21 protein-coding genes are annotated in these 22,773 nt (G+C 72.1%); 12 read left to right on the top strand and 9 right to left on the bottom strand.

Going from position 1 to position 22,773, the window contains the following annotated elements; all coding sequences use genetic code 11:
- The first annotated feature begins 225 nt into the window (after nucleotides 1-225).
- Both ACFYZ8_RS08605 and ACFYZ8_RS08600 read left to right on the top strand, forming a co-directional pair.
- Entirely contained in the window at nucleotides 226-1,077 is an 852-nt protein-coding gene (locus ACFYZ8_RS08605) for a putative protein N(5)-glutamine methyltransferase (RefSeq protein ID WP_388531265.1), read from the top strand.
- A 25-nt stretch (nucleotides 1,078-1,102) separates the two neighbouring features.
- Nucleotides 1,103-1,726 carry a LysE family translocator gene (locus ACFYZ8_RS08600; RefSeq protein WP_359037099.1) on the top strand — a complete coding sequence of 208 codons (624 nt, stop codon included), beginning with the start codon at nucleotides 1,103-1,105 and terminating at the stop codon, nucleotides 1,724-1,726.
- Between the two features lie 6 nt (nucleotides 1,727-1,732).
- Here the strand turns inward: ACFYZ8_RS08600 and ACFYZ8_RS08595 are convergent, their stop codons facing one another.
- Nucleotides 1,733-2,659, bottom strand: coding sequence for a LysR family transcriptional regulator (locus tag ACFYZ8_RS08595; protein ID WP_388531268.1), 927 nt, complete (start codon nucleotides 2,657-2,659; stop codon nucleotides 1,733-1,735).
- Nucleotides 2,660-2,792: 133 nt separating this feature from the next.
- Between ACFYZ8_RS08595 and ACFYZ8_RS08590 the strand changes: the two genes are divergently transcribed.
- The gene (locus ACFYZ8_RS08590; RefSeq protein WP_388531271.1) at nucleotides 2,793-4,040 is read left to right on the top strand and encodes an MFS transporter; all 1,248 of its coding nucleotides are present in this window, start codon (nucleotides 2,793-2,795) and stop codon (nucleotides 4,038-4,040) included.
- A 355-nt stretch (nucleotides 4,041-4,395) separates the two neighbouring features.
- Here the strand turns inward: ACFYZ8_RS08590 and ACFYZ8_RS08585 are convergent, their stop codons facing one another.
- Entirely contained in the window at nucleotides 4,396-6,519 is a 2,124-nt protein-coding gene (locus tag ACFYZ8_RS08585) for a SpoIIE family protein phosphatase (RefSeq protein ID WP_388531274.1), read from the bottom strand.
- A gap of 307 nt (nucleotides 6,520-6,826) precedes the next feature.
- Here ACFYZ8_RS08585 and ACFYZ8_RS08580 point away from each other — a divergent pair, with 307 nt between their 5' ends.
- The 6 genes from ACFYZ8_RS08580 to ACFYZ8_RS08555 all read left to right on the top strand — a co-directional run bounded on the left by ACFYZ8_RS08580 (nucleotide 6,827) and on the right by ACFYZ8_RS08555 (nucleotide 12,672).
- Nucleotides 6,827-7,702, top strand: coding sequence for a hypothetical protein (locus ACFYZ8_RS08580; protein WP_388531277.1), 876 nt, complete (start codon nucleotides 6,827-6,829; stop codon nucleotides 7,700-7,702).
- Nucleotides 7,703-7,887: 185 nt separating this feature from the next.
- A complete protein-coding gene (locus ACFYZ8_RS08575; RefSeq protein WP_388531280.1) occupies nucleotides 7,888-9,123 on the top strand; it encodes a cation:proton antiporter in 1,236 nt (411 codons plus the stop codon).
- Between the two features lie 22 nt (nucleotides 9,124-9,145).
- A complete protein-coding gene (locus ACFYZ8_RS08570) occupies nucleotides 9,146-9,430 on the top strand; it encodes a DUF3040 domain-containing protein (protein ID WP_359036992.1) in 285 nt (94 codons plus the stop codon).
- 91 nt (nucleotides 9,431-9,521) lie between these two features.
- The gene (locus ACFYZ8_RS08565; RefSeq protein WP_359036994.1) at nucleotides 9,522-9,890 is read left to right on the top strand and encodes a hypothetical protein; all 369 of its coding nucleotides are present in this window, start codon (nucleotides 9,522-9,524) and stop codon (nucleotides 9,888-9,890) included.
- A 193-nt stretch (nucleotides 9,891-10,083) separates the two neighbouring features.
- Nucleotides 10,084-12,099: an FAD-dependent oxidoreductase gene (locus ACFYZ8_RS08560; protein ID WP_388531283.1), complete on the top strand. Its 2,016-nt coding sequence runs from the start codon at nucleotides 10,084-10,086 to the stop codon at nucleotides 12,097-12,099.
- 30 nt (nucleotides 12,100-12,129) lie between these two features.
- A complete protein-coding gene (locus tag ACFYZ8_RS08555; protein WP_359036998.1) occupies nucleotides 12,130-12,672 on the top strand; it encodes a PadR family transcriptional regulator in 543 nt (180 codons plus the stop codon).
- 37 nt (nucleotides 12,673-12,709) lie between these two features.
- Here the strand turns inward: ACFYZ8_RS08555 and ACFYZ8_RS08550 are convergent, their stop codons facing one another.
- Complete coding sequence (locus ACFYZ8_RS08550; RefSeq protein ID WP_359037000.1) at nucleotides 12,710-13,261, bottom strand: hypothetical protein; 552 nt, start codon at nucleotides 13,259-13,261, stop codon at nucleotides 12,710-12,712.
- Nucleotides 13,262-13,427: 166 nt separating this feature from the next.
- Complete coding sequence (locus ACFYZ8_RS08545; protein WP_388531288.1) at nucleotides 13,428-14,408, bottom strand: fibronectin type III domain-containing protein; 981 nt, start codon at nucleotides 14,406-14,408, stop codon at nucleotides 13,428-13,430.
- A gap of 351 nt (nucleotides 14,409-14,759) precedes the next feature.
- Between ACFYZ8_RS08545 and ACFYZ8_RS08540 the strand changes: the two genes are divergently transcribed.
- The gene (locus ACFYZ8_RS08540; protein ID WP_359037004.1) at nucleotides 14,760-15,461 is read left to right on the top strand and encodes a glycoside hydrolase family 75 protein; all 702 of its coding nucleotides are present in this window, start codon (nucleotides 14,760-14,762) and stop codon (nucleotides 15,459-15,461) included.
- 101 nt (nucleotides 15,462-15,562) lie between these two features.
- Here ACFYZ8_RS08540 and ACFYZ8_RS08535 read toward each other — a convergent pair whose 3' ends face one another.
- Genes ACFYZ8_RS08535 through dhaK form a run of 3 tightly spaced genes read right to left on the bottom strand, consistent with a single transcriptional unit; the run spans nucleotide 15,563 to nucleotide 17,595 of the window.
- Nucleotides 15,563-15,973, bottom strand: a complete 411-nt coding sequence (locus ACFYZ8_RS08535) for a PTS fructose transporter subunit IIA (protein WP_359037006.1) — start codon at nucleotides 15,971-15,973, stop codon at nucleotides 15,563-15,565.
- Nucleotides 15,966-16,565, bottom strand: coding sequence for a dihydroxyacetone kinase subunit DhaL (gene dhaL, locus ACFYZ8_RS08530; RefSeq protein WP_359037008.1), 600 nt, complete (start codon nucleotides 16,563-16,565; stop codon nucleotides 15,966-15,968). Before dhaL ends, ACFYZ8_RS08535 begins: the two co-directional genes overlap by 8 nt.
- Before the next feature lie 37 nt (nucleotides 16,566-16,602).
- On the bottom strand, nucleotides 16,603-17,595 hold the full coding sequence (gene dhaK, locus ACFYZ8_RS08525) for a dihydroxyacetone kinase subunit DhaK (RefSeq protein ID WP_359037010.1): 993 nt from the start codon (nucleotides 17,593-17,595) through the stop codon (nucleotides 16,603-16,605).
- Between the two features lie 376 nt (nucleotides 17,596-17,971).
- On the opposite strand from dhaK, the gene ACFYZ8_RS08520 reads away from it, so the two are divergent.
- Together ACFYZ8_RS08520 and ACFYZ8_RS08515 are read left to right on the top strand one after the other, a co-directional pair.
- The gene (locus tag ACFYZ8_RS08520) at nucleotides 17,972-19,135 is read left to right on the top strand and encodes a hypothetical protein (protein WP_359037012.1); all 1,164 of its coding nucleotides are present in this window, start codon (nucleotides 17,972-17,974) and stop codon (nucleotides 19,133-19,135) included.
- A gap of 15 nt (nucleotides 19,136-19,150) precedes the next feature.
- On the top strand, nucleotides 19,151-20,146 hold the full coding sequence (locus ACFYZ8_RS08515) for a hypothetical protein (RefSeq protein WP_359037015.1): 996 nt from the start codon (nucleotides 19,151-19,153) through the stop codon (nucleotides 20,144-20,146).
- On the opposite strand, the gene ACFYZ8_RS08510 is transcribed toward ACFYZ8_RS08515, so the two are convergent.
- Both ACFYZ8_RS08510 and efeB read right to left on the bottom strand, forming a co-directional pair.
- A complete protein-coding gene (locus ACFYZ8_RS08510) occupies nucleotides 20,136-21,311 on the bottom strand; it encodes an amidohydrolase (protein ID WP_359037017.1) in 1,176 nt (391 codons plus the stop codon). The genes ACFYZ8_RS08515 and ACFYZ8_RS08510 overlap by 11 nt on opposite strands.
- Nucleotides 21,312-21,422: 111 nt before the next feature.
- Complete coding sequence (gene efeB / locus ACFYZ8_RS08505) at nucleotides 21,423-22,694, bottom strand: iron uptake transporter deferrochelatase/peroxidase subunit (protein ID WP_388532102.1); 1,272 nt, start codon at nucleotides 22,692-22,694, stop codon at nucleotides 21,423-21,425.
- Nucleotides 22,695-22,773 lie beyond the last annotated feature (79 nt).

The following is a 22,773-nucleotide window of genomic DNA, read 5'->3' as shown; positions in this document are numbered from 1 at the left end:
GCTTCCACCGGACCTCCCACGTAGTACTGGTTGCAGAGTACAACTCAGGACGCGCTGGGGTAGGGTGGCCGTCCGGCTGAGGGCGGTCCCAGCCGTGAGGTGCCGAGGAGGTGAGACCCATCAACGCTGTGTCAGATCGGGTGCTCTCCCCTCGAACCGGCGCGGATCACCGCCCCTAGGTGACCGCGGGAGCGCCCTTCGGCTCCCGAAAGGCTCTCGGCTTCCATGCCTTCCCTCTCTCCCCGCTTCATGTCCTCCGACGCCGTCGTCGCCGCGCTGCGCGCCGCTGGCTGTGTCTTCGCCGAGGACGAGGCGCGGCTGATCCTCGGCGCCGCCCGCACCCCGGACGAACTGGCCGACATGGTGGACCGCCGGGTCAGCGGCCACCCCCTCGAACTCGTCGTCGGCTGGGCCGAGTTCAGGGGACTGCGCGTCACCGTGGCCCCCGGTGTCTTCGTGCCCCGCCGGCGCACCGAGTTCCTCGTCGACCAGGCCCTCGCCCAGGCGCCGGGCGCCCGCGTCGTCGTCGACCTGTGCTGCGGCTCGGGCGCGGTCGGTGCCGCGCTCGCCGCGGCGCTGGGCCACGTCGAGCTGCACGCGGCCGACATCGACCCGGCCGCGGTGGACTGCGCCCGCCGCAACACCGCCGACGCGGGCGGCCGCGTCCACACCGGCGACCTCTTCGAGGCCCTCCCCGCCGACCTGCGCGGCCGCGTCGACATCCTCGCCGCCAACGTGCCCTACGTCCCCACCGAAGAGGTCGCCCTGCTTCCCACCGAGGCCCGCGACCACGAGCCGCTGGTCGCCCTCGACGGCGGCACCGACGGCCTGGACGTCCTGCGCCGCGTCGCGGCCGAGGCCCCTCGATGGCTCGCACCGGGCGGCTGCCTCCTCGTGGAGACCAGCGAACGCCAGGCCTCCGCCGCCGTCGACGCATTCACCCGCAGCGGTCTGACGGCCCGTCTGGCGGTCTCGGAGGAGCTGTACGCCCACGTCGTGATCGGCACCAGGGACGAGAGGCCGGCCGACGGCGATCACGCTTGTTTCCGGCCATCGACCGGGGCTACTCGGCCCTGATCGACAAGCCGGAGGTTGGTTGACGATGGTGGATTTAGCGGTACTGCCGGGTTACATCGCGGTGATCCTGCTCTTTCTCGCTCCGCCCGGGCCTGATATGGCCTACATGCTCGCCGTGGGCCTTGAAGGTGGCCGCCTGTCCGCCCTGAGAGCCATCCTCGGTATAGGGACGGGGATGAGCGTCTATGTCGCCGCCGCCGTTGCCGGAATGGGGGAGCTCGCCCGGTCGCACCCATCGGTGCTCGACGCGGTGAGAATACTGGGCGCGGTGTATCTGCTGTGGTTGGCGTACGTGACCATGCGAAGTGTGCGTCGTGCGATCAGCGGAGACGGGAATATCGTGAAAGGTGGGTGGTATCGGCGAGGGGTGCTGGTCAGTCTGACCAACCCGAAAATCATCCTCTTTTATCTCGCGGTGCTCCCGCAGTTCGTCGGGAGTGCAGACAATCCCGAGCTGCAGATGGCTGTTCTCGGTGTCGTCAACGTCCTGATGGAAGTAATTCTGTACGGGTGCATCGGAGTGTCGGCCGGATATTTTCATGCACGGCTCACCGGCTCGACAAAAGCGACAGCCGTGCTGAATTATGCCGCGTGCACCGTCTATGTGGTGCTGGCGGCGGCGATCACTGTCGAGATCCTCCTGGCCTGAGAGCTCTCAGGCCCAGCCCGGCGCCCACGTCCCCGCACCCGGCGGCTCGGGACGGGTGGCATGCAGGTGGGCCCGGAGGGCGGCGAGGGCCGGGTGCGGATTGTCGGTACGCCAGATCAGGGAGTGGGGATAGACCGGGGTGGGCCCGTGCACCGGGATGCGGCGCAGGTCCTGGTCGGCCGGCCAGACCAGGCGGGTCAGCTCGCCGACGAGGGTCGCCAGAGCCGGGGAGTCGGCGATGGTGTCCAGGAGCGGATCGGTACCGAAGTCGGGGCCTGTGGCCTCGATGGTGAGGCCGAAGGCGGCGGCGAGGTCGTCGTAGTAGGTGCCCCACTCGGTTCCGGTGACCAGGCCGGGCATCCAGATACGGTGCCCGGTCAGCCGGGAGATTTCCACCGAGCGGGCTCCCGCGAGCGCGTGGCCGGAGCCGGTGAGCAGTTGGACCGGTTCGTCGTAGACCCGTACCGACTCGATGCCGTCGGCCGCCCGTCCCGCCGACTGGGGGACCGCGCGGAAAGTGGCGTCGATCGTGCCGGATCGCAGGGCGGCGACGGCCGCGTCGGCGTCGAAGAGGGTGACGACGTCGAGCTCGATGCCGGGGTGCGTGCGGTGGAAGGCGCGCAGCAACTCCGCGGGGGCGAGGCGGCGGCCGATCACGTCGACGCGCAGGGCCCGGCTGCCGGGCCGTACCGAGGCGGCCGCCCGTTCCGCGGCCCGGAGCAGTTCGCGGGCGTGCGGCAGGAACGCCTGTCCGTCGATGGTGAGCCGGGCGCCGCGCGGAGTGCGGGTGAACAGCCGCGCCCCGAGGTCCTTCTCCAGCGCGGCGACCCGCTTCGAGACGGCCTGCTGGGTGACCGCCAGCCGGTCGGCGGCCTCCTGGAAGCGCCCCGCGTCCGCCACGGCGACGAAGGTGCGTACGGCGTCGAGATCCATGCGGGAAGCCTAGGGCGTCCCGCCACAACCCCAAGTTGTGGCCGGGCGCTGCCGTGGTTGTTTGATCGGCGGGCCCGGCACTCGGTTGGATGGCGTCGGCCAACGTGAGGTTGTCGGCGAGGGGGGTTCGGGCGTGGGCGGGAGACGGTCGCTGGGGCGGCGGTTCGGGTGGCTGTGGGCGGCCTACGCGGTCAGCGCCTTCGGCACCTCGTTGTCGTTCGGGGCCTTCCCCCTGGTCGCCGTCGTGGTGCTGCACGCCGGCCCCGCAGCGGTGTCCGCGCTGGCGGCCGCCGGGCTCGCGGTCGGGGCGGCGGTGGCGGTGCCGCTCGGGCCCTGGGTGGAGTTCCGCCGCAAGCGGCCGGTGATGGTCGCCATGGACCTCGTACGGTTCGCCGCCCTGCTGAGCGTGCCCGCCGCCTACGCGCTCGGGGCGCTCAGCTTCCTCCAGCTCCTGGCCGTGTCGGTGGTCGTCGCGGCGGCCGACATCACCTTCACGGCCGCCTCCGGGGCCTTCCTCAAGTCCCTCGTCGGCCCCGAGGACCTGCTGGTGGCCGGCGGGCGGTTCGAGGCCACGAACTGGACCACCATCGTGATCGGCCCCCCTCTCGGCGGGGCCGCCATCGGGCTCTTCGGACCGGTGACGACCCTGCTGGCCGACGCCGTCAGCTATCTGCTGTCGGCGCTGGGGATCCGCGCGATCGGCGGCGGCGAGCCCCGGCCCGCGCCGGCGGGAGCGGCGAAGGGTTCCCTCCTCGAAGGCTGGCGCCACATTCTGGCGAGCCCCGCCCTGCGGCCCCTGTTCTTCAACACGGTCCTGGTCAACGCCCTGATCATGGTGCCCGTGCCGCTGCTGACCGTCCTCATGCTCGGTCCGCTGGGCTTCGCCCCCTGGCAGTACGCCCTCGCCTTCTCGGTGCCCTGTCTCGGCGGTCTGCTCGGCTCACGGATCGCCCGTCCCCTGGTCACCCGGTACGGACAGCACCGCGTCCTGCTCACCTCGGGCGTCCTGCGCGCGTGCTGGCCGCTCGGCCTGGCCTTCGTCGGCCCCGGTACGGCCGGGCTGCTGCTGGTGATGGCCGTGGAACTCGGGGTGATCACCTCCTGTGCCGTCTTCAACCCGGTGTTCTCCACCTACCGGCTGGAGATGACGCCGACCGACCGGGTGGTGCGCACCCTGTCCGCCTGGTCGGTCACCGGCAAGCTGACCACCGCGGCCCTGACCGCCCTGTGGGGCCTGCTGGCCACCCTCACCGGAACCCGTGAGGCGATCGCGCTCGCCGGCCTCCTGCTGCTGGCCACCCCGCTCCTGCTGCCCAGGCGGCCCGCCACGGTGCCCGCCGTCGGTCAGGACGCGCTGCCCTCGACCGCGGGATCCCCGTGATGCCGGACCATCCGGGCCGGGGTCCCTCTCCCCGGTGAGGGCGGACCAGGGCGGCAGTGCTGGTGGCGGCACTCGCAGGCGCGGCGCGCTGCGCGCCGGTGCGCGCGCCGAGGGCCGGCTTCCGTGACCCCGTAGCCGTCCACCCGGTAGTCCTTGCCGTTTCCCCGGCCAGGCACGGGAGCAGCCCCGCCTCGGCGTTCCCCTCGCCGCGCGCGGCCTCGCCCCGCAGGCCGGCCGCGATCCTGTGTGACCTGGTGACCTGGTGACTTGGCCGACGGCGACGGCGACGGCGACGCGGAGGCCGGAGCCCTACCCGCGGACCGGGGGGGGCTCAGGCCCCCTCCGCGCACGCCCCTCAGGTCACCGGTGTCTGCACCCGCGCGATCAGCAGCGCCACGTCGTCGGAGTTGTCCGGCTGGTGCAGGGTGCGCAGCAGCAGGTCGCAGACCTCCTCCAGCGGGCCGTCGGGGCTGTCCAGCAGGTCGAGGAGCGCGTCCAGGCGCTCGTCGAGCGGATGCTGCCGGGTCTCGACGAGACCGTCCGTGTACAGGACGAGCCGGTCACCGGGGGCGAGGTCGACGGTGGTCGTGGAGAAGGCGACACCGCCCACGCCCAGCGGCGCCCCCGTGGGAAGTTCGAGCAGTTCGGGCGGCCGGCCGGGGCGCAGCCGTACCGGAGGCAGATGCCCGGCGTTGGCGATCCGGCACTGCCCGAGCCGCGGATCGTGCACGGCGTACACGCAGGTGGCGATGGAGTGGTCCAGGTCCTCGGTGATCCGGTCGAGGTGTTCGAGGAGCTTGGCCGGGTCGAGGTCGAGGGAGGCCAGGGTGGTCGTCGCGGTGCGCAGCCGCCCCATGGTCGCGGCCGCGTTGATGCCGCTGCCCATCACATCGCCGACGACGAGCGCGGTCTTGCCCTCGCCCAGCGGGATCACGTCGAACCAGTCGCCGCCGACCTCGGCCGTGGCGCCCGCGGGCTGGTAGCGGGAGGCGACCTCCAGGCCACCGGTCACCGAGGGGTGGCTGGGCAGCAGGCTGCGCTGGAGGGTGAGGGCGGTGTTGCGGGCGTCCTGGTACCAGCGGGCGTTGTCGATCTGCACCGCCGCCCGCGCGGCCAGCTCCCGCGCCAGCAGCAGGTCGTCCTCGCCGAACGGCTCCGGATTGCGGACGCGCTTGAGGTCGAGGGCGCCGAGCACCTCGCCGCGCGCGATCAGCGGCACGGCCAGGTAGGAGTGCACCCCGGCCCGGCCCAGCAGCGCGGCCGCCTCCGGTGAGCGGGCGATCCGGGCGAGATCCTCGGGCCCGACCTGCGCGACCAGGACCGGGCGTCCGGTGCGCACGCACTCGGTGACCAGGCGCTCGGGGGCGTAGCGGGCGACCTGCCCGGGCGGATCGGCCGCGCCCAGGGCCTCCGGGGCGCCGGCCGCGTCGACGGCCAGGGGGTGCATCACGGCGGGCTCGGCGGGCCTGAGGGTGCTGGGCCTGCCCTGCACCACCGCCTCCAGCAGGTCCACGGCCGCCACGTCCGCGAGTTCCGGGACGGCCACGTCGGCCAGCTCCCGGGCCGTGCGGTCCAGGTCCAGGGTGGTGCCGATGCGGGCGGAGGCGTCGGCGACGAGCGCGAGGCGGCGCCGGGCCGTCTCGGCCTCCACGGTCGCCAGATGCTGCTCGGTGACGTCCAGCACCGAACCCGCCACCCCGAGGACGGTCCCCAGAGCGTCCTCCAGGCGGTAGAGCGACACCGACCAGGCGTGCTCGGTGTCCGGGTCGGCGGGGGTGCGGCCGACCGTGTGCTGGTCGACGAGCGGCTTGCCGGTGCGCAGCACCTCGAGCGCGGCGGCCTCGAAGGCGGCCACGTCGAGATGCGGCAGGACCTCGCCGATCTTCCGGCCGACGTGTTCCGCGGCCGGGACGCCGTTCAGCTGCTCCAGGGCCGGGTTCACCGAGACGTAGCGCAGCTCGGTGTCCAGCACGGCCAGCCCGATCGGGGACTGGGAGACCATCCGGGTCGACAGCGCCACGTCCCGCTCCAGGCGGCGCACGGTCGACTGGTCGGCGCACAGGCCGAGCGCGTAGACGTGGCCGCGGTCGTCGAGGAGGCGCATGTTGCGGAACTCGACCAGCCTGGTGCCGCCGTCCTTGCGCCGGACGGGGAAGGCGCCGGCCCAGCTCTGGCCGGTCTCCATGACGTCCGCGAACAGCTTGACGACCAGGTCGGCGTGCTGTTCGTGGATCATCAGATGGGCCGCGTACCGCCCGAGTGCCTCCTGGGCGCTGTAGCCGAACAGCTCCTCGGCCTGCGGGCTCCACAGCACGATGCGGCCTTCGGCGTCCAGCACCACCGAGGCCATGCCCAGCTCGTCGAGCAGTCCGCTCGGCCGTACCGGCCCGCGCGCGGGCTCACCGGCCGGGGACGCGGGCCCGGCGCCCCGTGGCGCTGGCTCTCCGCCCTCGGGAGCGGGTATTCCGGCTGCACCCATTGCACGAACCGCCTTCGACCGTCCTCGCGGCACGCCGTACCCCCGTGCCGACTTCCCCTTGTTCTACCGCGCTCAACGGTCTCCGTGACCACGCGGTCGTGTTCTTCCACCATCCCTCAACACGGGGGCGCGCGTCCGGTGAAGTGCGCCGGGGTGACGAAGGCCCCTTCGCCGCGCCGACGGCGTCCCTCTCCGTTCCGTGGATCGCCTCCTGTTCATTCGTTTGGCCTGTACATGACCGCCGTAGGGCGCCAGACTGTCCGCCGATCCACCTCACCCCCCGCCCCAGGAGCCCCGGGAGTCATCCATGCCCCTGCGCGCCAGACAGCGTTGTCACGCGGTCTTCGCAGCCCTTCTCACCCTCACCGCGACGGCCCTCCTGGCCGCCGCCCCGCCGGCCTCCGCCGCCGACACCTGGACCGAGGCCGGCTCCGACCGCGCCAACCCCCTCACCGAGAGCCAGGGGCTCGCCTCGGTCGAGGTCCCGGCCGGATCCGCCAACCGGTACACCGGCATCGGCACCATCCCCGTCGGCGTGAGCAGCCGCGGCTGGAACCACGTCGGCGACCCGGACGCCTCCTACGACGGCCACTACATCGAGCCCTACCAGGCCGACTCCGGCACCGCGAAGATGTACCGCGTGCAGGCGCCGGACGGCACCTGGTCCGAGTACGTCCACACGCTCAGCCCCGGCGAGGCGCTGAACAACTCCTGGGTCGCGGTCTCGCCCGACGGACAGTGGATGCTCTCCGGTGAGTACGGCACCATGACCCGCTTCCTGGTCTTCCCCACACCCGGCGTCAACGCGAGCACCTCGCCCTCGGCGAACCTCCCGCAGGCGGCCACCGTCACCCTCGACCACGCCGTCCGCGACGTACAGGGCTGCGACTTCCTGAGCGCCACCCAGCTGCTGTGCTCCTCCGACGACCCGGCGGGCACGCTCTTCGGCTACACCAAGCCGCTCCTTCAGATCGACCTGTCCGCCGCCCCGACCGGCTCGGCGAACGTCACCGGGCACGTCACGGCACTGCGCCAACTGCCCCTGAGGAGCTCCTGCTCGGGCGAGTTCGAGGCGGAGGGCATCGACTACGACCGCCGTACCGGAACCCTGCGCGTGATCGTCGTCTCGCCCGGCTTCTGTGTGCTGACGGACAGCAAGACGTACCGCTTCACCAGGAGTTGAGCCGGAAGCAGGCCTTTGAAGGGCAGGTGCCGGCCGGCCGTGAAATGGGGGTCGGCACCGATGTCGGGACGCGGGGGCCGGATGCGACGGTGGGACAAATACCCCACTGAACCAAGGGAGACGTCGCATCCACCCCCGTGAGACACAGCACGCACGTCCGTCCGCGCCCCCGGGGGAGGTGACCCGTGGGACACACTGACACCCTGCTCGCGATGGGCGGCGCCTTCCTGGCCGCCGCGTTCCTCGCCCGCCTCGGCGGCCGGATCGGACTGCCGACCATCCCGCTGTTCATGCTCGCGGGCATCCTGCTCGGCCCGCACACCCCCGGCCTGGTCCTGGTCGAGGACGCGCACGACTTCGAGATGCTCTCCGCGCTCGGTCTGGTGCTGCTGCTGTTCTACCTGGGCCTGGAGTTCCATGTCGACGACCTGCGCACCGGTGGCAGGCGCCTGCTCGCGGCGGGCGGGATCTACTTGGTGGCCAACGTCGGCGCAGGACTCGGTTTCGGCCTCGCGCTGGGCTGGGGGAGCCGGGAGGCACTGGTCCTCGCCGGGGTCCTCGGCATCTCCTCGTCCGCGATCGTCACCAAGATCCTCATCGACCTGGGGCGGATCGGCCGCCCCGAGACCCGGCTGATCCTCGGGGTGATCGTGGTGGAGGACATCTTCCTCGCGCTCTACCTCGCGGCCCTCCAGCCGGTCATCAGCGGCGCCAGCGGCCCCGTGGAAGTACTTCTCCAGGCGGGCAAGGCCTTCGGGTTCCTGCTGGTGCTGGCCGCCGCCGCCCGCTACGGGACCCGCTGGATCGGCCGGCTGGTCCAGGTCCGGGACGACGAACTCCTGGTCATCAGCTTCCTCGGCGCCGCCGTGCTCGTCGCCGGGGTCTCCGAGGTGCTCGGTGTCGCCGACGCCATCGGCGCGTTCATGGTGGGCCTGATCCTGGCCGGCACGCCCTCCGGGCCCCGTATCCGGCGACTGGTCCACCCGCTGCGTGACGCCTTCGCCGCGATCTTCTTCTTCGCCTTCGGGCTGTCCATCGACCCCGGCGTCGTCACGTCCGTCGCCGGTCCCGTCGCCGCCGCGGCCGCCGTGACCATCGTGATGAACGTCGTCGCCGGCCTGCTCGTCGCCCGTCTCTACGGCTACGGCGCCCAGGCCGCCGCCGACATCGCCACGACCCTCGTGGCCCGGGGCGAATTCGCCCTGATCCTGGGCGCGATGGCGGCCGGCGCGGGGCTCGACGCGCGACTGGCGCCGTTCATCGCCGGGTATGTCCTTGTCCTGGCCGTTCTCGGCCCGGTGGCCGCGGGGCGGGCCCATCTGCTGGCCCGGGTCCTGGGGGCGCGCCGGTCCCGGGAGCCGCGGGACGACACCGCAGCGGTGCCGGTCTCCGTCGCGGCGGGGGCGGACGCCGAACGGTAGGGGCCCGTGTGGAGGAGGAGTCATGTGCCGGCCCGACGACGAACACCTCACCGACCTCGCGGCACGGCTGGAGCGCGACGACCCACGGTTCGCGCGTGCGCTGGGGTCGGGCCGGCCCGCCCGGCCCCGCGAGTACCGGCGCACCGGCGCCTGGGGGACCCTGGCCGTCGCCCTGACCCTCCTGACCTCGGGCATGGCTCTGCCCGAGGGCATTCTCGTCGCCGCCGGCCTGGTCCTCGCGGGGATCGCCGTACCCCTGTTCGATCCGCACCGGGACCGTCCGCAGCGCCAGGACCGCCGCCGGTAGTGCTCTGGGAAAGGTGGTGCTTTTCTGGGGGTGTGGCGCGGCTCGCGGGGAACCCGTCGGTCCGGTCACCGCCACGAGAGGAGCGACCACGATGGATCGTGAGCGAGCGCACGAGGAGTCCGTCTCCCTGGAGATCAGCGGATGCAGCGCGGAGGACGCGCGCATCGTCTTCGACACGCTGTCCGCGTGCTTCGAGTCCGACCGGGGTGCGGACGACGTGCCGCAGCAGTTGCACGAGTCGCGGCCGATGGTGTGGATGGGGACGTTCGAAGTGACCGAGGCGCGTTCCTGTCCGCCGCCGGCGCCCTTGTCGTCCTCCGTCGAGGCCGACGCGCAGGGCGGTTACTGGGCCATCGAGCAGCTTCGGACGACGTTGGACTCGATGTTCACGGTGCGGGACCTGTCGTCCGCGTCCGGGGATCAGGAGCGCGAACTGCATGTGCGGCTCGAGAGCCGCTGACGGGTTGCCGGGTCTTTACGACACCGTGGTGGCCGGTCGCACCCCGAGGGGTGGGGCCGGCCATCACGTGTTCGTACACCTGAAGCCACCAGAGCGTGGTCCGGATCACCCCTCCCCGGTTGTGCAACTAGTTGCATAAACGCGTCGCCGTCCTCTAGAACAGAGAGGCACGAGACCGCGACGGAGGGGCCCCATGAGCCGATACCCGCACCTGCTGAACCCGCTCGACCTGGGCTTCACCACGCTGCCGAACCGCGTCCTGATGGGCTCCATGCATGTCGGCCTGGAGGAGGCCGAGCGCGGCTTCGAGCGCATGGCCGCCTTCTACGCGGAGCGAGCACGCGGGGGAGTGGGGCTGATCGTCACCGGCGGCATCGCGCCCAACGACGAGGGACGGCCCGGTGAGGGCGGCGCCAAGCTCACCACCGACGCGGAGGCCGAGCAGCACCGGGTCATCACCGACGCCGTGCACCGCGAGGGCGGCCGGATCGCCATGCAGATCCTGCACTTCGGCCGGTACGCCTACCACCGGGACCTCGTCGCCCCGAGCCCCCTCCAGGCCCCGATCAGCCCCTTCGTGCCCCGCGAGCTCACCGACGCCGAGGTCGAGCGGACCATCGACGACTACGCCCGCGCCGCCCGCCTCGCCCGCGGGGCCGGCTACGACGGGGTGGAGATCATGGGCTCCGAGGGCTACCTCATCAACGAGTTCATCGCCGCGCAGACCAACCACCGCACCGACCGCTGGGGCGGCTCGTACGAGAACCGCATGCGCTTCCCCGTGGAGATCGTGCGGCGGGTGCGCGAGGCCGTCGGCGAGGACTTCATCATCGTCTACCGGCTGTCCATGCTGGACCTCGTCCCGGGCGGCTCCACGCTCGACGAGGTGATCACGCTCGCCCAGGCCGTCGAGGCCGCCGGGGCGACCATCATCAACACCGGCATCGGCTGGCACGAGGCCCGCATCCCCACCATCGCGACCTCCGTCCCGCGCGGCGCCTACACCTGGGTGACCAAGCGCCTCATGGGCGAGGTGTCGATCCCGCTCGTGACCACCAACCGCATCAACACCCCCGACGTGGCCGAGGAGTTGCTCGCCGACGGGTACGCGGACATGGTGTCGATGGCCCGCCCGATGCTCGCCGACCCGGAGTTCGTGAACAAGGCGGCCGCCGGGACGCCCGAGGCCATCAACACCTGCATCGGCTGCAACCAGGCCTGCCTCGACCACACCTTCAGCGGGAAGATCACCTCCTGCCTGGTCAACCCGCGCGCCTGCCACGAGACCGAGCTGGTGCTCTCCCCGACCCGGCTGACGAAGCGCGTCGCGGTCGTCGGAGCCGGCCCCGCGGGTCTCGCCTGCGCGGTCTCCGCCGCCGAACGCGGCCACCAGGTCACCCTGTTCGACGCCGCGAGCGACATCGGCGGCCAGCTCAACGTCGCCCGCCGGGTCCCCGGCAAGCAGGAGTTCGACGAGACGATCCGCTACTTCCGCCACCAGCTCGATGCCCACGCCGTGGACGTACGGCTCGACACCCCGGTGACCGCAGGGGACTTGTCCGACTACGACGAGGTCGTCGTCGCCACCGGCGTCAGCCCGCGCACCCCCGACATCCCGGGCGTCGACCACCCGAGCGTCGTCGGCTACCTCGACGTCCTGCGCGACAACGCCCCCGTCGGCGACCGGGTCGCGATCCTCGGCGCGGGCGGCATCGGATTCGACGTCGCCGAGTTCCTCACCGACGCCGGCGACAAGGCGAGCGAGGACCCGGCCACGTACTTCCGCCAGTGGGGCGTCGACATGGACTACACGGCACCCGGCGGACTCACGGCCCCCGAACGCCCCGCCCCGCCCCGCACCGTGCACCTCCTCCAGCGCAAGACCAGCAAGGTCGGCGCCGGGCTCGGCAAGACCACCGGCTGGATCCACCGCACCGAGCTCAAGCACCGGGGCGTCACCATGGTCCCAGGGGTGCGCTACGACCGCATCGACGACGCCGGACTGCATGTCACCGTCGGTGAGGAGAGCACGGTCCTGGAGGTCGACACCATCGTGCTGTGCACCGGGCAGGAACCGCGCCGGGACCTGTACGAGGAGCTCGTCGCCGCGGGCCGCAGCACGCACCTGATCGGCGGTGCCGATGTGGCCGCCGAGCTGGACGCCAAGCGTGCCATCAAGCAGGGCACCGAGGTCGCGGCGGCTCTCTAGACGAACAGACGCCGTCCCTAGGATGACCCCATGTCACTCCCGCACGCGATCCTCACCGCACTGCTCGAAAGGCCGTCGGCGGGGCTGGACCTGACCCGCCGGTTCGACAGGTCGATCGGCTACTTCTGGTCGGCCTCGCACCAGCAGATCTATCGCGAGCTGGGAAAACTGGAGGCCGAGGGGCACATCCGGGCCATTCCCACGGCCCAGCCGACCCGCGGGCAGAAGAAGAGCTACGAGGTCCTGCCCGCGGGCCGCGCCGAACTCGAACGCTGGACGGCCGCGGCGCAGGACCCCAAGCCGCACCGGGACACGCTCCTGCTGCGGCTGCGCGCGGCCGCCGTCGTCGGCACGGAGGGCCTGGAAGCCGACCTGCGCCGCCATCTCGACCTGCACCGACGGCAGTTGGCCGAGTACCAGGAGATCGAGAAGCGCGACTTCCCGCCCGGCAACGACAGCGCGCAGGCCAGGCTTCAGCACCTGGTCCTGCGCGCGGGCATCGAGCTGGAGACCTTCTGGACGCAGTGGCTCGCCGAGGCACTGCGGGAGTTGGCCGAACTCCCGGACAGCTGACGGCCTTTCGCGGGCGTACGGCCCGACCGATGGCGTTTCAGAGGCGGTACGGCCGCGAGCGCCTGCGCAGGAACCACCCCGCGGCCACCGCGCCGACCGCCACCAGGCCGCCGCCGGCCGCCAGGGTCAGGGTGCCGTAGTCCTCGGTGGCGCCGCCCAGGCCGCCCATGACACCCCGGGACGGGGAGGCCGTGGCCGTCGACGAGATCGTGGGCGTGGCGGACCCCGAGACGATGATCGACTGGGTGCCCGCCGTGCTGTTGTTGTAGGCGCACATCACGATGACGGTGTACGTCCCCGGGCTCACGTTGGACCAGGCAGCGGACTGGAGCGACGTGGTCCCCGACAGGGCGACCTGCCGCCCCTGGCTGAAGTTCGCCTGGCTGCTGGTGAGGAGCGAGGCCGTGCCCCAGCCGCCGGTGGGGGCGGTGCGGGAGCAGGCGGTGGTCGTGACCGAGACCGTGGATCCGGAGGTGCTCACGGAGATGCCCGTTGCCGCGGCGGCGGGCCCGGCGGTCAGGGCGAGCGGCAGCGCGGCGACGGCCGCGACGGTCAGGCCGGAGCGGAGAAGAAGCTGAGAAGTGCGCATGGACTGCCCTCCGGCGGCACGGTCGGCGGTACATCCGTGGCGCCGCCGAGGTGGGGGAAGCCCGTGCTGCCTCAGGGGTAGCCAACGCGCCCCCGGCCCGGTCCGCACACGGAGCGCGGCCGGACAGGTGACGGATCACCTCGTCCGGCGCGGACGTGAGCGGCCGTCACGGGGAGGCCCCGGCCCCCGTCGTCACGGACCGCTGCGCCGACAGCCCGCCCCAGGTGCCGTCGGGCAACCGCGCCCGGATCCGCACCCGGTGCCGCTCCCCGGCCTCGCGTCCCAGGTAGAAGCTGTACGTCGCCCTCCCGCGCGGAGGCGTGCCGCCGAACACGAGCGAGGTGGCCGCCCTGCCGTCGAGGTGGACCTGGTACTCCGTGACGACGCCGTCCGTCCGGGGCGGCGTCCAGGCCAGGTCGAGGTAGTACGCGCCGTCGCTCCCCCGCCGGGTGGCCGCGCGGAAGTCCGTCGGCGCCGTGTCCCGGCCGTCGTCGCTGCCCGGTGTGGTCAGGCGGACCGGGTCCGAGGCCGGCGAGAGGTTGTCGGCCGCGTCCCGGGCCCGGACGGTGAAGGCGTACCGGGTGCCCGGACGCAGCCCGGTGACCACGGCCGCCGTCTGGTCGCCGCCCACACTGTGGATCTTCGTGCTCCCCTGACAGATGTCGTACGACACCACGTCCCGGTCGTCCGTGGCGGCGGCCCAGCTCAGCTGGACGGCCCGGCTGCCCGCTGTGCGGCCGCGCAGTTCGCCGGGGCGGGTCGGGGCCGAGCGGTCCGCCGCCGTGACCGCCGGGGTCCTCGCCCACACCTCCCGGCTGGGCGGGCCGAGACGGCCCTCGCTGTCGCGGGCCCGCACGCTGAAGACATACGGGGTGGCGGGCTCGAGCCTGGTGACATCCACCATGTGCTGTGCACCAGGCACTTCCTCGACCTTTGTGGCGCCGCGATATACCTCGTAGCGCTCGATCCCCGCGCCGACGGCGTTCCACATCACGTGCACGCTGGTCGCGCTGCCCGCGGCGGCGGTGACGCCCACGGGGGCGGCGGGCAGCCGGCCGCTCTCGCCGTAGTCCGGTCCGTCCCGTCCGCAGGAGCCGACGAACACGAGGGCGGCACACAGGCACAGGGGTACGGGAACGCCTCGCACGTCGCTGCCTCCCGGACGGACACCACTGACGCAATGGTCCGGACCAATATGGCGCCGTTCGTGGGACCGCAGCAAGAGGGCGGACCGCGTGGGCCGGGCGCGGGAGGGTTTCGTATGCTGAAGGATCTCACGGCCGAACTCTCCCTGAGGGAAACGGAGTTCGCGCCGGCGGCGCGGGCCGCTGTCGTCGCTGTCCCCGCGCCCTGGCGGGTGGCCGGGAGGCCGGGGTCCGTCGGGGCCCGGGCCCCCGGCCCCTGCCCCGTCCGGCCCCCCTGCGGTGGCCGCTCCGCTGAGGCGGCATCAGATTGGGCTGAGTGCTCGTCAATGCCGCCGAGGAGAGGGTCCTTTATCGTGCGTGTCCAGTCGCTGACACTGGCCGCGGCAAGTGCCGCTCTGCTGGCCCCGACGACGTCTCCCGCCATGGAGCCCACCGCCGCCGGGACGCAGCCGGTGGTGGCGGCGCGCGAGGGCGAGGTCGGGGCCGCCGAGCTCCTGGCCAGGGCGCGCACGTGCGACCCCGTCTCGCGCGGCCGCTACCGCAGCGACGACGGCACGGCCGCGAGCATCCCGGTCTGCGGCACCCGGGACGCCGTGTTCTGGAAGGCCGACATGGACATCGACTGCGACGGCCGGCCCGGCAGCCGCTGCAACCGGCGCACCGACCCGCTGTTCTCCGACGCCACCGCCTACCAGCAGTCCGACGGCCGGTACCTGAGTGCCGAGCGTCTGCCGTACATCGTGGTGCCGGCCCCGAGCCGGATCTGGGACCACCGCGAGCACGGGGTGCGCGGCGGCGCGGTGGCGGCCGTCGTGTACGGGGACCGGGTCCAGTACGCCGTCGTCGGGGACGTGGGCCCGGGCCACATCATCGGCGAGGCGTCCTACGCCACCGCCAAGGCCCTCGGGATCCGCCCGGATCCGCGCGGGGGTGGCACACCTTCCGGCGTCACCTACATCGTCTTCAGGAACTCGCAGGTGAAGCCGATCGAGGACCATGCCGCCGCCGTCGCGACGGGGGAGCGGCTGGCGAGACTGTTCGTGCGGGAGAAATGAGCTCGCGACGCCGGCGCCGATCGCGCGACGGCGCAGGGCCGAGCCGATGCGGACCCTGCGCTCGGCCCTGGCCGTCGCCGGAAGGGGTCAGGCGGAAGCGGTCACACCTTCCGGTAGCTGTACGCCTCCGCGGCGGCCGCCTCCACCGCCGCGAGGTCCGCCCCCGTCGCCGCCGTGACGACCGCGGCCACCGCTCCCTCGACGAACGGGGCGTCCACCAGCCGTGTGCCCTCCGGGAGTTCGTCACCCTCCGCCAGCAGCGCCTTGACGGTGAGCACCGCACTGCCGAGGTCCGTCAGGACGGCGACCCCGGCGCCCCGGTCCACGGCGGCGGCCGCGCCGGCGATCAGCTCCGCGCTCGTCCCGAGTCCGCCGCCCTCGGTGCCCCCGGCAGCGGCGACGGGCACCTCGGTACCGCCGCCCGCGAGCCCCTTCGCCAGCTCCGCGACGGACGCGGCGACCTCCGCGCTGTGCGACACCAGCACGATCCCGACCAGCTTCCCGTCACTCACCTGCGGCCTCCGCGAGCGCGGCGATCAGCAGGGCGGCCGAGGTCGCGCCCGGGTCCTGGTGCCCGATGCTGCGCTCGCCGAGATAGCTGGCCCTGCCCTTTCGGGCCTGCAACGGCGTGGTGGCCAGGGCGCCCTGCTCGGCGGCCGTCCGTGCCGCGGCGAAGCCGGTACCGAGGGCGTCGACGGCCGGTACCAATGTGTCGATCATGGTCTTGTCGCCCGGGGCGGCACCGCCGAGCGTCATGACGGCCTCCACTCCGGCCCGCAGCGCCTCGGTGAGCTGTGCGGCATCGACCTCCGCGGCGTCCCCGAGGGCCTTGCCGGTCCGCCGCAGCAGCGTCCCGTACAGGGGCCCCGAAGCGCCGCCGACGGTCGAGATGAGCTGCCGTCCGGCCAGGGTGAGGACCGCGCCCGGAGTGTCCGGGGCCTCCTTCTCCAGGGTCGCGGCGACCGCGGTGAACCCGCGCTGGAGGTTGCTGCCGTGGTCGGCGTCCCCGATGGGCGAGTCGAGGGCGGTGAGCCGTTCCGCCTCGCGGTCCACAGAGGCGGCGGTCGCCGTCATCCAACGGCGGAAGAAGTCGGCGTCGAGCACTGGATCTCCTTGCGTGGTCGGTACGTCGGTCGCCTGTTCACACTCCCCAGCGCAGCCCCGCCGTCTTCACCGGCGCGTCCCACAGACGCAGCAGCTCCTCGTCCACCTGGCACAGGGTGACCGAGGCACCGGCCATGTCGAGCGAGGTGACGTAGTTGCCGACCAGGGTGCGCGCGACGGCGACCCCGCGGTCGGCGAGCACCCGCTGCACCTCGGCGTTGAAGCCGTACAGCTCCAGGAGCGGGGTGGCTCCCATGCCGTTGACCAGCACGAGCACGGGGTTGCGCGGGCTCATGTCGTCCAGGATCGCGTGCACCGAGAAGTCGGCGATCTCCCGCGAGGTCATCATCGCCCGCCGCTCCCGGCCGGGCTCGCCGTGGATGCCGACCCCGAGTTCCAGCTCGCCGGCCGGCAGGTCGAAGGTGGGGCTGCCCTTGGCGGGAGTGGTGCAGGCGCTGAGGGCGACTCCGAAGCTGCGGGAGTTCTCGTTGACCTGCCGGGCGATCGCCTCCACCCGCTCCAGCGGCTGCCCCTCCTCCGCCGCGGCCCCCGCGATCTTCTCCACGAACAGGGTGGCGCCGGTGCCCCGGCGGCCTGCCGTGTAGAGGCTGTCGGTCACCGCCACGTCATCGTTGACCAGGACCTTCGCGACCTGGATGCCCTCGTCCTCGGCGAGTTCGGCCGCCATGTCGAAGTTGAGCACGTCACCCGTGTAGTTCTTCACGATGAAGAGCACACCGGCGCCGCTGTCCACCGCGGCCGCCGCCCGCACCATCTGGTCGGGCACCGGCGAGGTGAACACCTCGCCCGGGCAGGCCGCCGACAGCATCCCGGGTCCGACGAAACCGCCGTGCAGCGGCTCGTGCCCGGAGCCGCCACCGGAGATCAGGGCCACTTTCCCTGCAACGGGGGCGTCCCGCCGTACGATCACCCGGTTCTCGACGTCCACCGTCAACTCCGGATGGGCGGCCGCCATGCCGCGCAGGGCGTCCGCGACCACGGTTTCCGGGACGTTGATCAGCATCTTCATGAGTACCTCCGGATGGGAACAACGGACGGGCTCGGCACCGCCCTGTCGGCAGTATCGACCTTGTGGCAGTGAAGGTCACGTGCTGACGCGGCGTCCCGCAGGTGCCGCAACTGCGTCCCCCGCCCCCGGCGTCCATGGCCGTAGACCCGTTGTGGTGCGCGGCTCCGCGCTCTGTTCCGGTCCATATGAGAGGCGTGGATTTAGCGGGTACCGTAGCCCTCACATTGGCGCGAAAAGGCTGATAAGGCCGAAGGGAAGGGTGGTGATAGTGGACTCTCCAGTTGCGGCGTCGTATGACGATCTGCAATCGTTGCCGGCGCTTTTCGAGGCGGTTTCGAACGGAACCGTCCCTGAGCGTGGCAGTTCCTGGCAGGCGTTGCGTGCTCTGTTCCAGGCCGCGGAAGTGGGCCTGGTGAACCTGGGGGAACTGGCGGCCGCAGCTGTGAACAAGCTCCGGGCCGGTGACGAGGCGGGAGCGACCCGTTGCCTGGAGTGGATGGTCGGTTTCGGCCGCGTATGGAACGAGCTGGCCTGGCTCGTGCAGGACTTCTCCCCTCTCGACGAGGAGGACGGCCCGCACCTTCTCGCCGTCGTGAGTTCTCCGTCGTGGCGGCACCTGGTGAATGTGGAGCGGGAGCTCGCACAGGAGCTGAAACCGCTCGCGGAATCCCGGTCGGCAGTGCAGTGGAAACGGCATGTGCTGCGGTACGCGATGCTCCAGCGGACCTGCCTCGAGTACTTCTGCGTGGCCGGGGCGCCGAGCGGGTATGAGGACTTCGTGCAGCCGGAAGCGGTCCGAGAAGCTGTGCGAGAGCGGCAGCTGCCGGGGGAAACGGTATTCATGCAGTTCCGGGCTGCCCATCAGATGCCGGAGCTGCTGGTCCAGGTCGTCAACGACCACATCGAGCGTGCCGTCGACGCGATGGACCGCGAGGAGGAGCACCGGGCCGTGCCCCTGCTCCGACGGGCGGACCGCCTTCTCGACGCCGTCGTACGCATGACGGATCTGCTGGTGGACCAGTTGACGACCGAGGAATACCACGGGATCCGGGTGGCCCTCGGCCTGACCAGCGGCAGCCATTCCGTCGGGCTGCATTTCGAACTCATGCGGGATTTGTATCCGGCCCTGGCCCGAATGTCCCAGGGCGGTTCTCAGGAAATCCGGACCCTGACCCGGACGATCGGGCTGCACATCGACCGGTGGCGGCTGGGACACATCAACCTGCCGCGTACCAACCTCGGGGGAGCGGACACCGGCACGAGAAGCCTCACGGGATCTCCCGACGCGCTGCAGACCGTGGCGCGCATGCGGGAGGCGGGCAGGTCCCGCGATCCCTACGCACAGGCGGAGCGGCCGTTCCGGGCCACGGACTGGACGTCCGACACCCCGCCGCTCGCGGAGATCGAGAGGCGTCTGCTGGGGGATGTCGCGCAGGAAACCCAGGAGCGCTTCCAGGACGTGCAGGACCGCACCGGACGGTACGCCGGATCACCGGGCTTCTCCGCTCCACCCAAGAGGTGCCCGAATCGGCCGAATTGAGGGGGAAACCAGGCCGTGCCCGATTCCGATCTCCGACGATTCCTCAGGCGTCATTTCACCGCCATCGACCTGCTGAAGATCATCCTGTCCCTCGCCTCCGGATACGGAATCGCGCTGCTCGTCGAGGACACCCGGGTGGGCGTCGGTGTCCTCGCCCTGTGCCTGCTGGCGGCTTCGGGGGCCTTCGCCATCGACCGGCTCAGGCTCGCCACGGAGGACGAGGTCTCCGGCGCGCTGCGGGAGACCAAGGAGCAGGTGCACGCCGACCTGAGCACGCTCAATCGCGAGGTCTCGACGCATCTGTCCCGGCTGCGCAACGAGTTGGACCGGCACATCGACCTCGTCCACGCGGGGGTGCGGTTCGTCCCCGACAGCCAGGGCGACGAGGAGGACGGGACGGGGTACGACGTCGCCACGGCCGCCGTGCGCAAGGCCCGCCGCCGCATCTACGTCGTCAGCGACTACAGCCCTCCCGAAGGGGAGGGGGCGACCCTCCTCGACCCGCCGGACAACAGGTCGGAGTATCTCGACGCGATAGAGGACTGCCTCAGCCGGCGCCTGTCCGTCAACGGCCGGGCGGACGGCCCCCTCTCGTACCACCGGCTCATCCAGCGGCCCCCCGAGATCTACGCCGAGATGGTCCAACGCTCCGTGAACGGCGTGGAGTTGCGCCGCGAGGACATGGCGGGGGACCTTCAGGCGTTCGGGCATCTGGCCCGGGTCATGGACATCGCCCGGCATGCCGGGGCCAACCGCCGGATCGACATCCAGATGCGGGTGATCCCTTTCCTGCCCAACTGCCCGTCGATCCTGCTGGTCGACGACGAGGAACTGCAGTTCACCATTCCGACCCGTATCGATCAGCCCGGGGACCGCTTCGCCCTGCTCGGGCTGCACGGGGTGATGGTGATGGAGGACCGCGCTTCCGGAACCCAGTTGTGCGACCACTTCAGCAGCCTGTTCGGCCGTCTGAAGACCAAGTCGCTCCCCATCGTGAAGGTCAGGGAGTGAGGTCCGCCCCTGCCGCTCCGGCCGCTGCCAGGTAGCCGAGCGTCTGAGCCAGCGCCACCTGGCCGACCGCGTCGTCGGGCGGAAGGAAGAAGGGGCTGTGCAGGCCGGCCGGGACGAAGCCGGGGCCGCCGGCCAGACCGACGAAGATCATGACCGACGGCCAGCGGGTGCCGTAGCGGGCGAAGTCGTCCCCACCGCAGGAACGCCACGGCTCGGCGAGCCGCACACCGGCCTGCCGCGCGACGGTGCGCGTGGCCTGGGTCAGCCGGGGGTCGTTGACCAGCGCGGGCTCGTCCCTGGTCTGCCGTACGCTGCCGGCGCAGCCGTGCGCCTCGGCGACCTGGGAGACGACGGAGTGCACGAGCTTGCGCAACCTCTTGTGGTCGTCGCCGTCCATCGCGCGCAGGGTGCCGAGGGCTCGTGCGCTGGACGGGATGACGTTCTCGCCGGAGCCGGCCGAGAGGTGGCAAATACTGAGGACCGCCGGATTCAGGGGATCCACCCGGCGGCCGGTCAATGTGTGCAGCGACACCACCACCTGGGCGAGAGCCAGCACCGGGTCCAGGGCCGTATGCGGATAGGCGCCATGCCCGCCCCGGCCCTCGACGAGGATCTCGAAGCCGTAGGTGGCGGCGTTGACCGTGCCGGGATCCGCTCCCAGCCGCCCCCACGGGATCTCCGGATGCACATGGGCGCCCACGGCCGCCCGGACGGCCCCGACCGAGACGTCGTCCTTGAGGATCTCCTCGGCCCCCGACGGGGTGCGCTCCTCACTGGCCTGGAACACGGCGAGCAGCGGAGCGGGCAACCTGTCCCGGAGCCGGTGCGCCGCGCGGACCAGCGCGACCAGCGCGGCGCAGTGCACGTCGTGTCCGCAGGCGTGCATGCGTCCGTTCGCGGCGGCGTAGGGGGCCTGGGTCTCCTCCCGGAGTTCGACGCCGTCGAGTTCGGCGCGGACGAGGACCGCGGGTCCCGGACCGCCCACCCGGGCCACCAGGTTCGTCGTGCCGTTCACGAACGCCGGCCGCACGGGCAGGGAGTCGGCGACGAGACGCGCGGTGGCGAACTCCTGCCCGCCCAACTCCGGCACGGCGTGCAGCCTTCGGCGCAGCGGCACGGCGAAGGCGAGCTCTGTCCGCGCAGCCGCCACGAGGTCCCGAAGCACGATGCCTCCGTTCCCAGCCTCACCCGAGCATGGCAACAGGAACGGGGACTGTACAGACGCGGACGCCTTCCCGCGAAGGCCCGGCCGGTTCACGGGAGTTCGGCGTGGCCGTCAAGCCGAGAGCAGTCCCCGTCCCAGCCAGTCGCCGGTGTCGCGGACGCCGGGCAGGGCGAAGAAGTAGCCGCCGCCCGTGGGGGAGATGTAGTCGACGAGGGGCTCGTCGATCAGACGGGTCTGCGTGGCCTCGAACTGGCGCTGTACGTCCTGCTGGTAGCAGCAGAAGACGAGGCCCATGTCCAGGTCGCCGACGGCGTCGACACCGCGGTCGTAGTTGTAACCCCGGCGCAGGATTCGGGAGTTGTCGGTTCCGGCGGTGCGCGGGTTGGCGAGGCGGATGTGCGCGTCCAGGGGGATGGCGGTGCCGTGCGGGTCCTTGGCGTAGTTCGGGACGTCGGTCTCCCCGGAGCCGTCGAGCGGGGCACCGGTGTCCTTGCGGCGGCCGAACATCAGCTCCTGCTCGGACAGCGAGACCCGGTCCCAGAACTCGACGAGCATCCGGATGACCCGGATGACCTGGTAGCTCCCGCCGTGCGCCCAGGCCGGCTCGCCCTGTCCGCCGCCCACCCACACGAGCCGGTTCATCTCACGGGCCGAGGTCACCTCCGGGTTGGCGATGCCGTCCTTGAAGCCGAGGAGGTTGCGCTGGGCGCCGCTGGGGCGGGGGACGTTCTGGAAGCCGTCGACACGCCACTTGATCTGCATCGCGCCCCGGGTGTGCTTGGCGATGTCGCGCAGTGCGTGCAGCACCGTGTCCTGGCGGGCGGCGCAGAGCTGAAGCGACAGATCGCCGTGGCACGCGGCCGGATCGAGGTTGTCGTTGGGGAAGGTCCGCATCGGGGTGAGCCGGCGCGGCTTGGCCTTCGCGAGGCCGTAGCGGTCGTCGAAGAGCGAGGCCCCTACGCCCACGGTGACGGTGAGGGCGTCGGCGGGGACGTCCGGGCCGAGGATGCCGTTGTCGGAGGGCGGCGCGCCCACGCCGAGGTCGGCCGGGACGCCACCGGTGGTGAGAAAGCGGGCACGCGAGGTCAACGTGCGCAGCAGCTCGGCCAGTTGGGCGCGGTCGTCGGCGATGACGTCGAAGGAGACGAACGTGGCCGCGGCCGGTGCGGGGGTGAGGATGCCCGCCTGGTGGGTGCCGTGGAAGGGCACCTTCGCCGTGCCGGCGTCGTCCGCGGCGTGTGCCTCGGCCGTGCCGCCGCTCGCGCTGAGGGCGAAGGCGCCGCCGGCCAGTGCCGCGCCCGCGGCTGAGGCGCCGAGGGCCGTGCGCACGAAGGAACGGCGCCCTGCCCCGGCGGGACAGCCTGATGCTTCGGTCGACGGCATGGGGTGGTTCCCTCCGAGGTGCTGGTGCTGGTGCTGGTGCTGGTGCTTGTGCGCAGGCTCGTGTGCGTGTGCGTCGGTC

The sequence above is a fragment of the Streptomyces sp. NPDC001668 genome, from assembly GCF_042893155.1.
In the GTDB taxonomy this organism is placed as follows: domain Bacteria; phylum Actinomycetota; class Actinomycetes; order Streptomycetales; family Streptomycetaceae; genus Streptomyces.
Note: the sequence above shows the minus strand (reverse complement) of the source record. Positions and strands in the feature narration are given on the sequence as shown.

Coding starts and splice junctions, on each gene's coding strand:
- ACFYZ8_RS08605 (WP_388531265.1), top strand. CDS start 226: ATGCCTTCCCTCTCTCCCCGCTTCATGTCCTCCGACGCCGTCGTCGCC.
- ACFYZ8_RS08600 (WP_359037099.1), top strand. CDS start 1,103: ATGGTGGATTTAGCGGTACTGCCGGGTTACATCGCGGTGATCCTGCTC.
- ACFYZ8_RS08595 (WP_388531268.1), bottom strand. CDS start 2,659: ATGGATCTCGACGCCGTACGCACCTTCGTCGCCGTGGCGGACGCGGGG.
- ACFYZ8_RS08585 (WP_388531274.1), bottom strand. CDS start 6,519: ATGGGTGCAGCCGGAATACCCGCTCCCGAGGGCGGAGAGCCAGCGCCA.
- ACFYZ8_RS08580 (WP_388531277.1), top strand. CDS start 6,827: ATGCCCCTGCGCGCCAGACAGCGTTGTCACGCGGTCTTCGCAGCCCTT.
- ACFYZ8_RS08570 (WP_359036992.1), top strand. CDS start 9,146: ATGTGCCGGCCCGACGACGAACACCTCACCGACCTCGCGGCACGGCTG.
- ACFYZ8_RS08565 (WP_359036994.1), top strand. CDS start 9,522: ATGGATCGTGAGCGAGCGCACGAGGAGTCCGTCTCCCTGGAGATCAGC.
- ACFYZ8_RS08560 (WP_388531283.1), top strand. CDS start 10,084: ATGAGCCGATACCCGCACCTGCTGAACCCGCTCGACCTGGGCTTCACC.
- ACFYZ8_RS08555 (WP_359036998.1), top strand. CDS start 12,130: ATGTCACTCCCGCACGCGATCCTCACCGCACTGCTCGAAAGGCCGTCG.
- ACFYZ8_RS08550 (WP_359037000.1), bottom strand. CDS start 13,261: ATGCGCACTTCTCAGCTTCTTCTCCGCTCCGGCCTGACCGTCGCGGCC.
- dhaK (WP_359037010.1), bottom strand. CDS start 17,595: ATGAAGATGCTGATCAACGTCCCGGAAACCGTGGTCGCGGACGCCCTG.
- efeB (WP_388532102.1), bottom strand. CDS start 22,694: ATGCCGTCGACCGAAGCATCAGGCTGTCCCGCCGGGGCAGGGCGCCGT.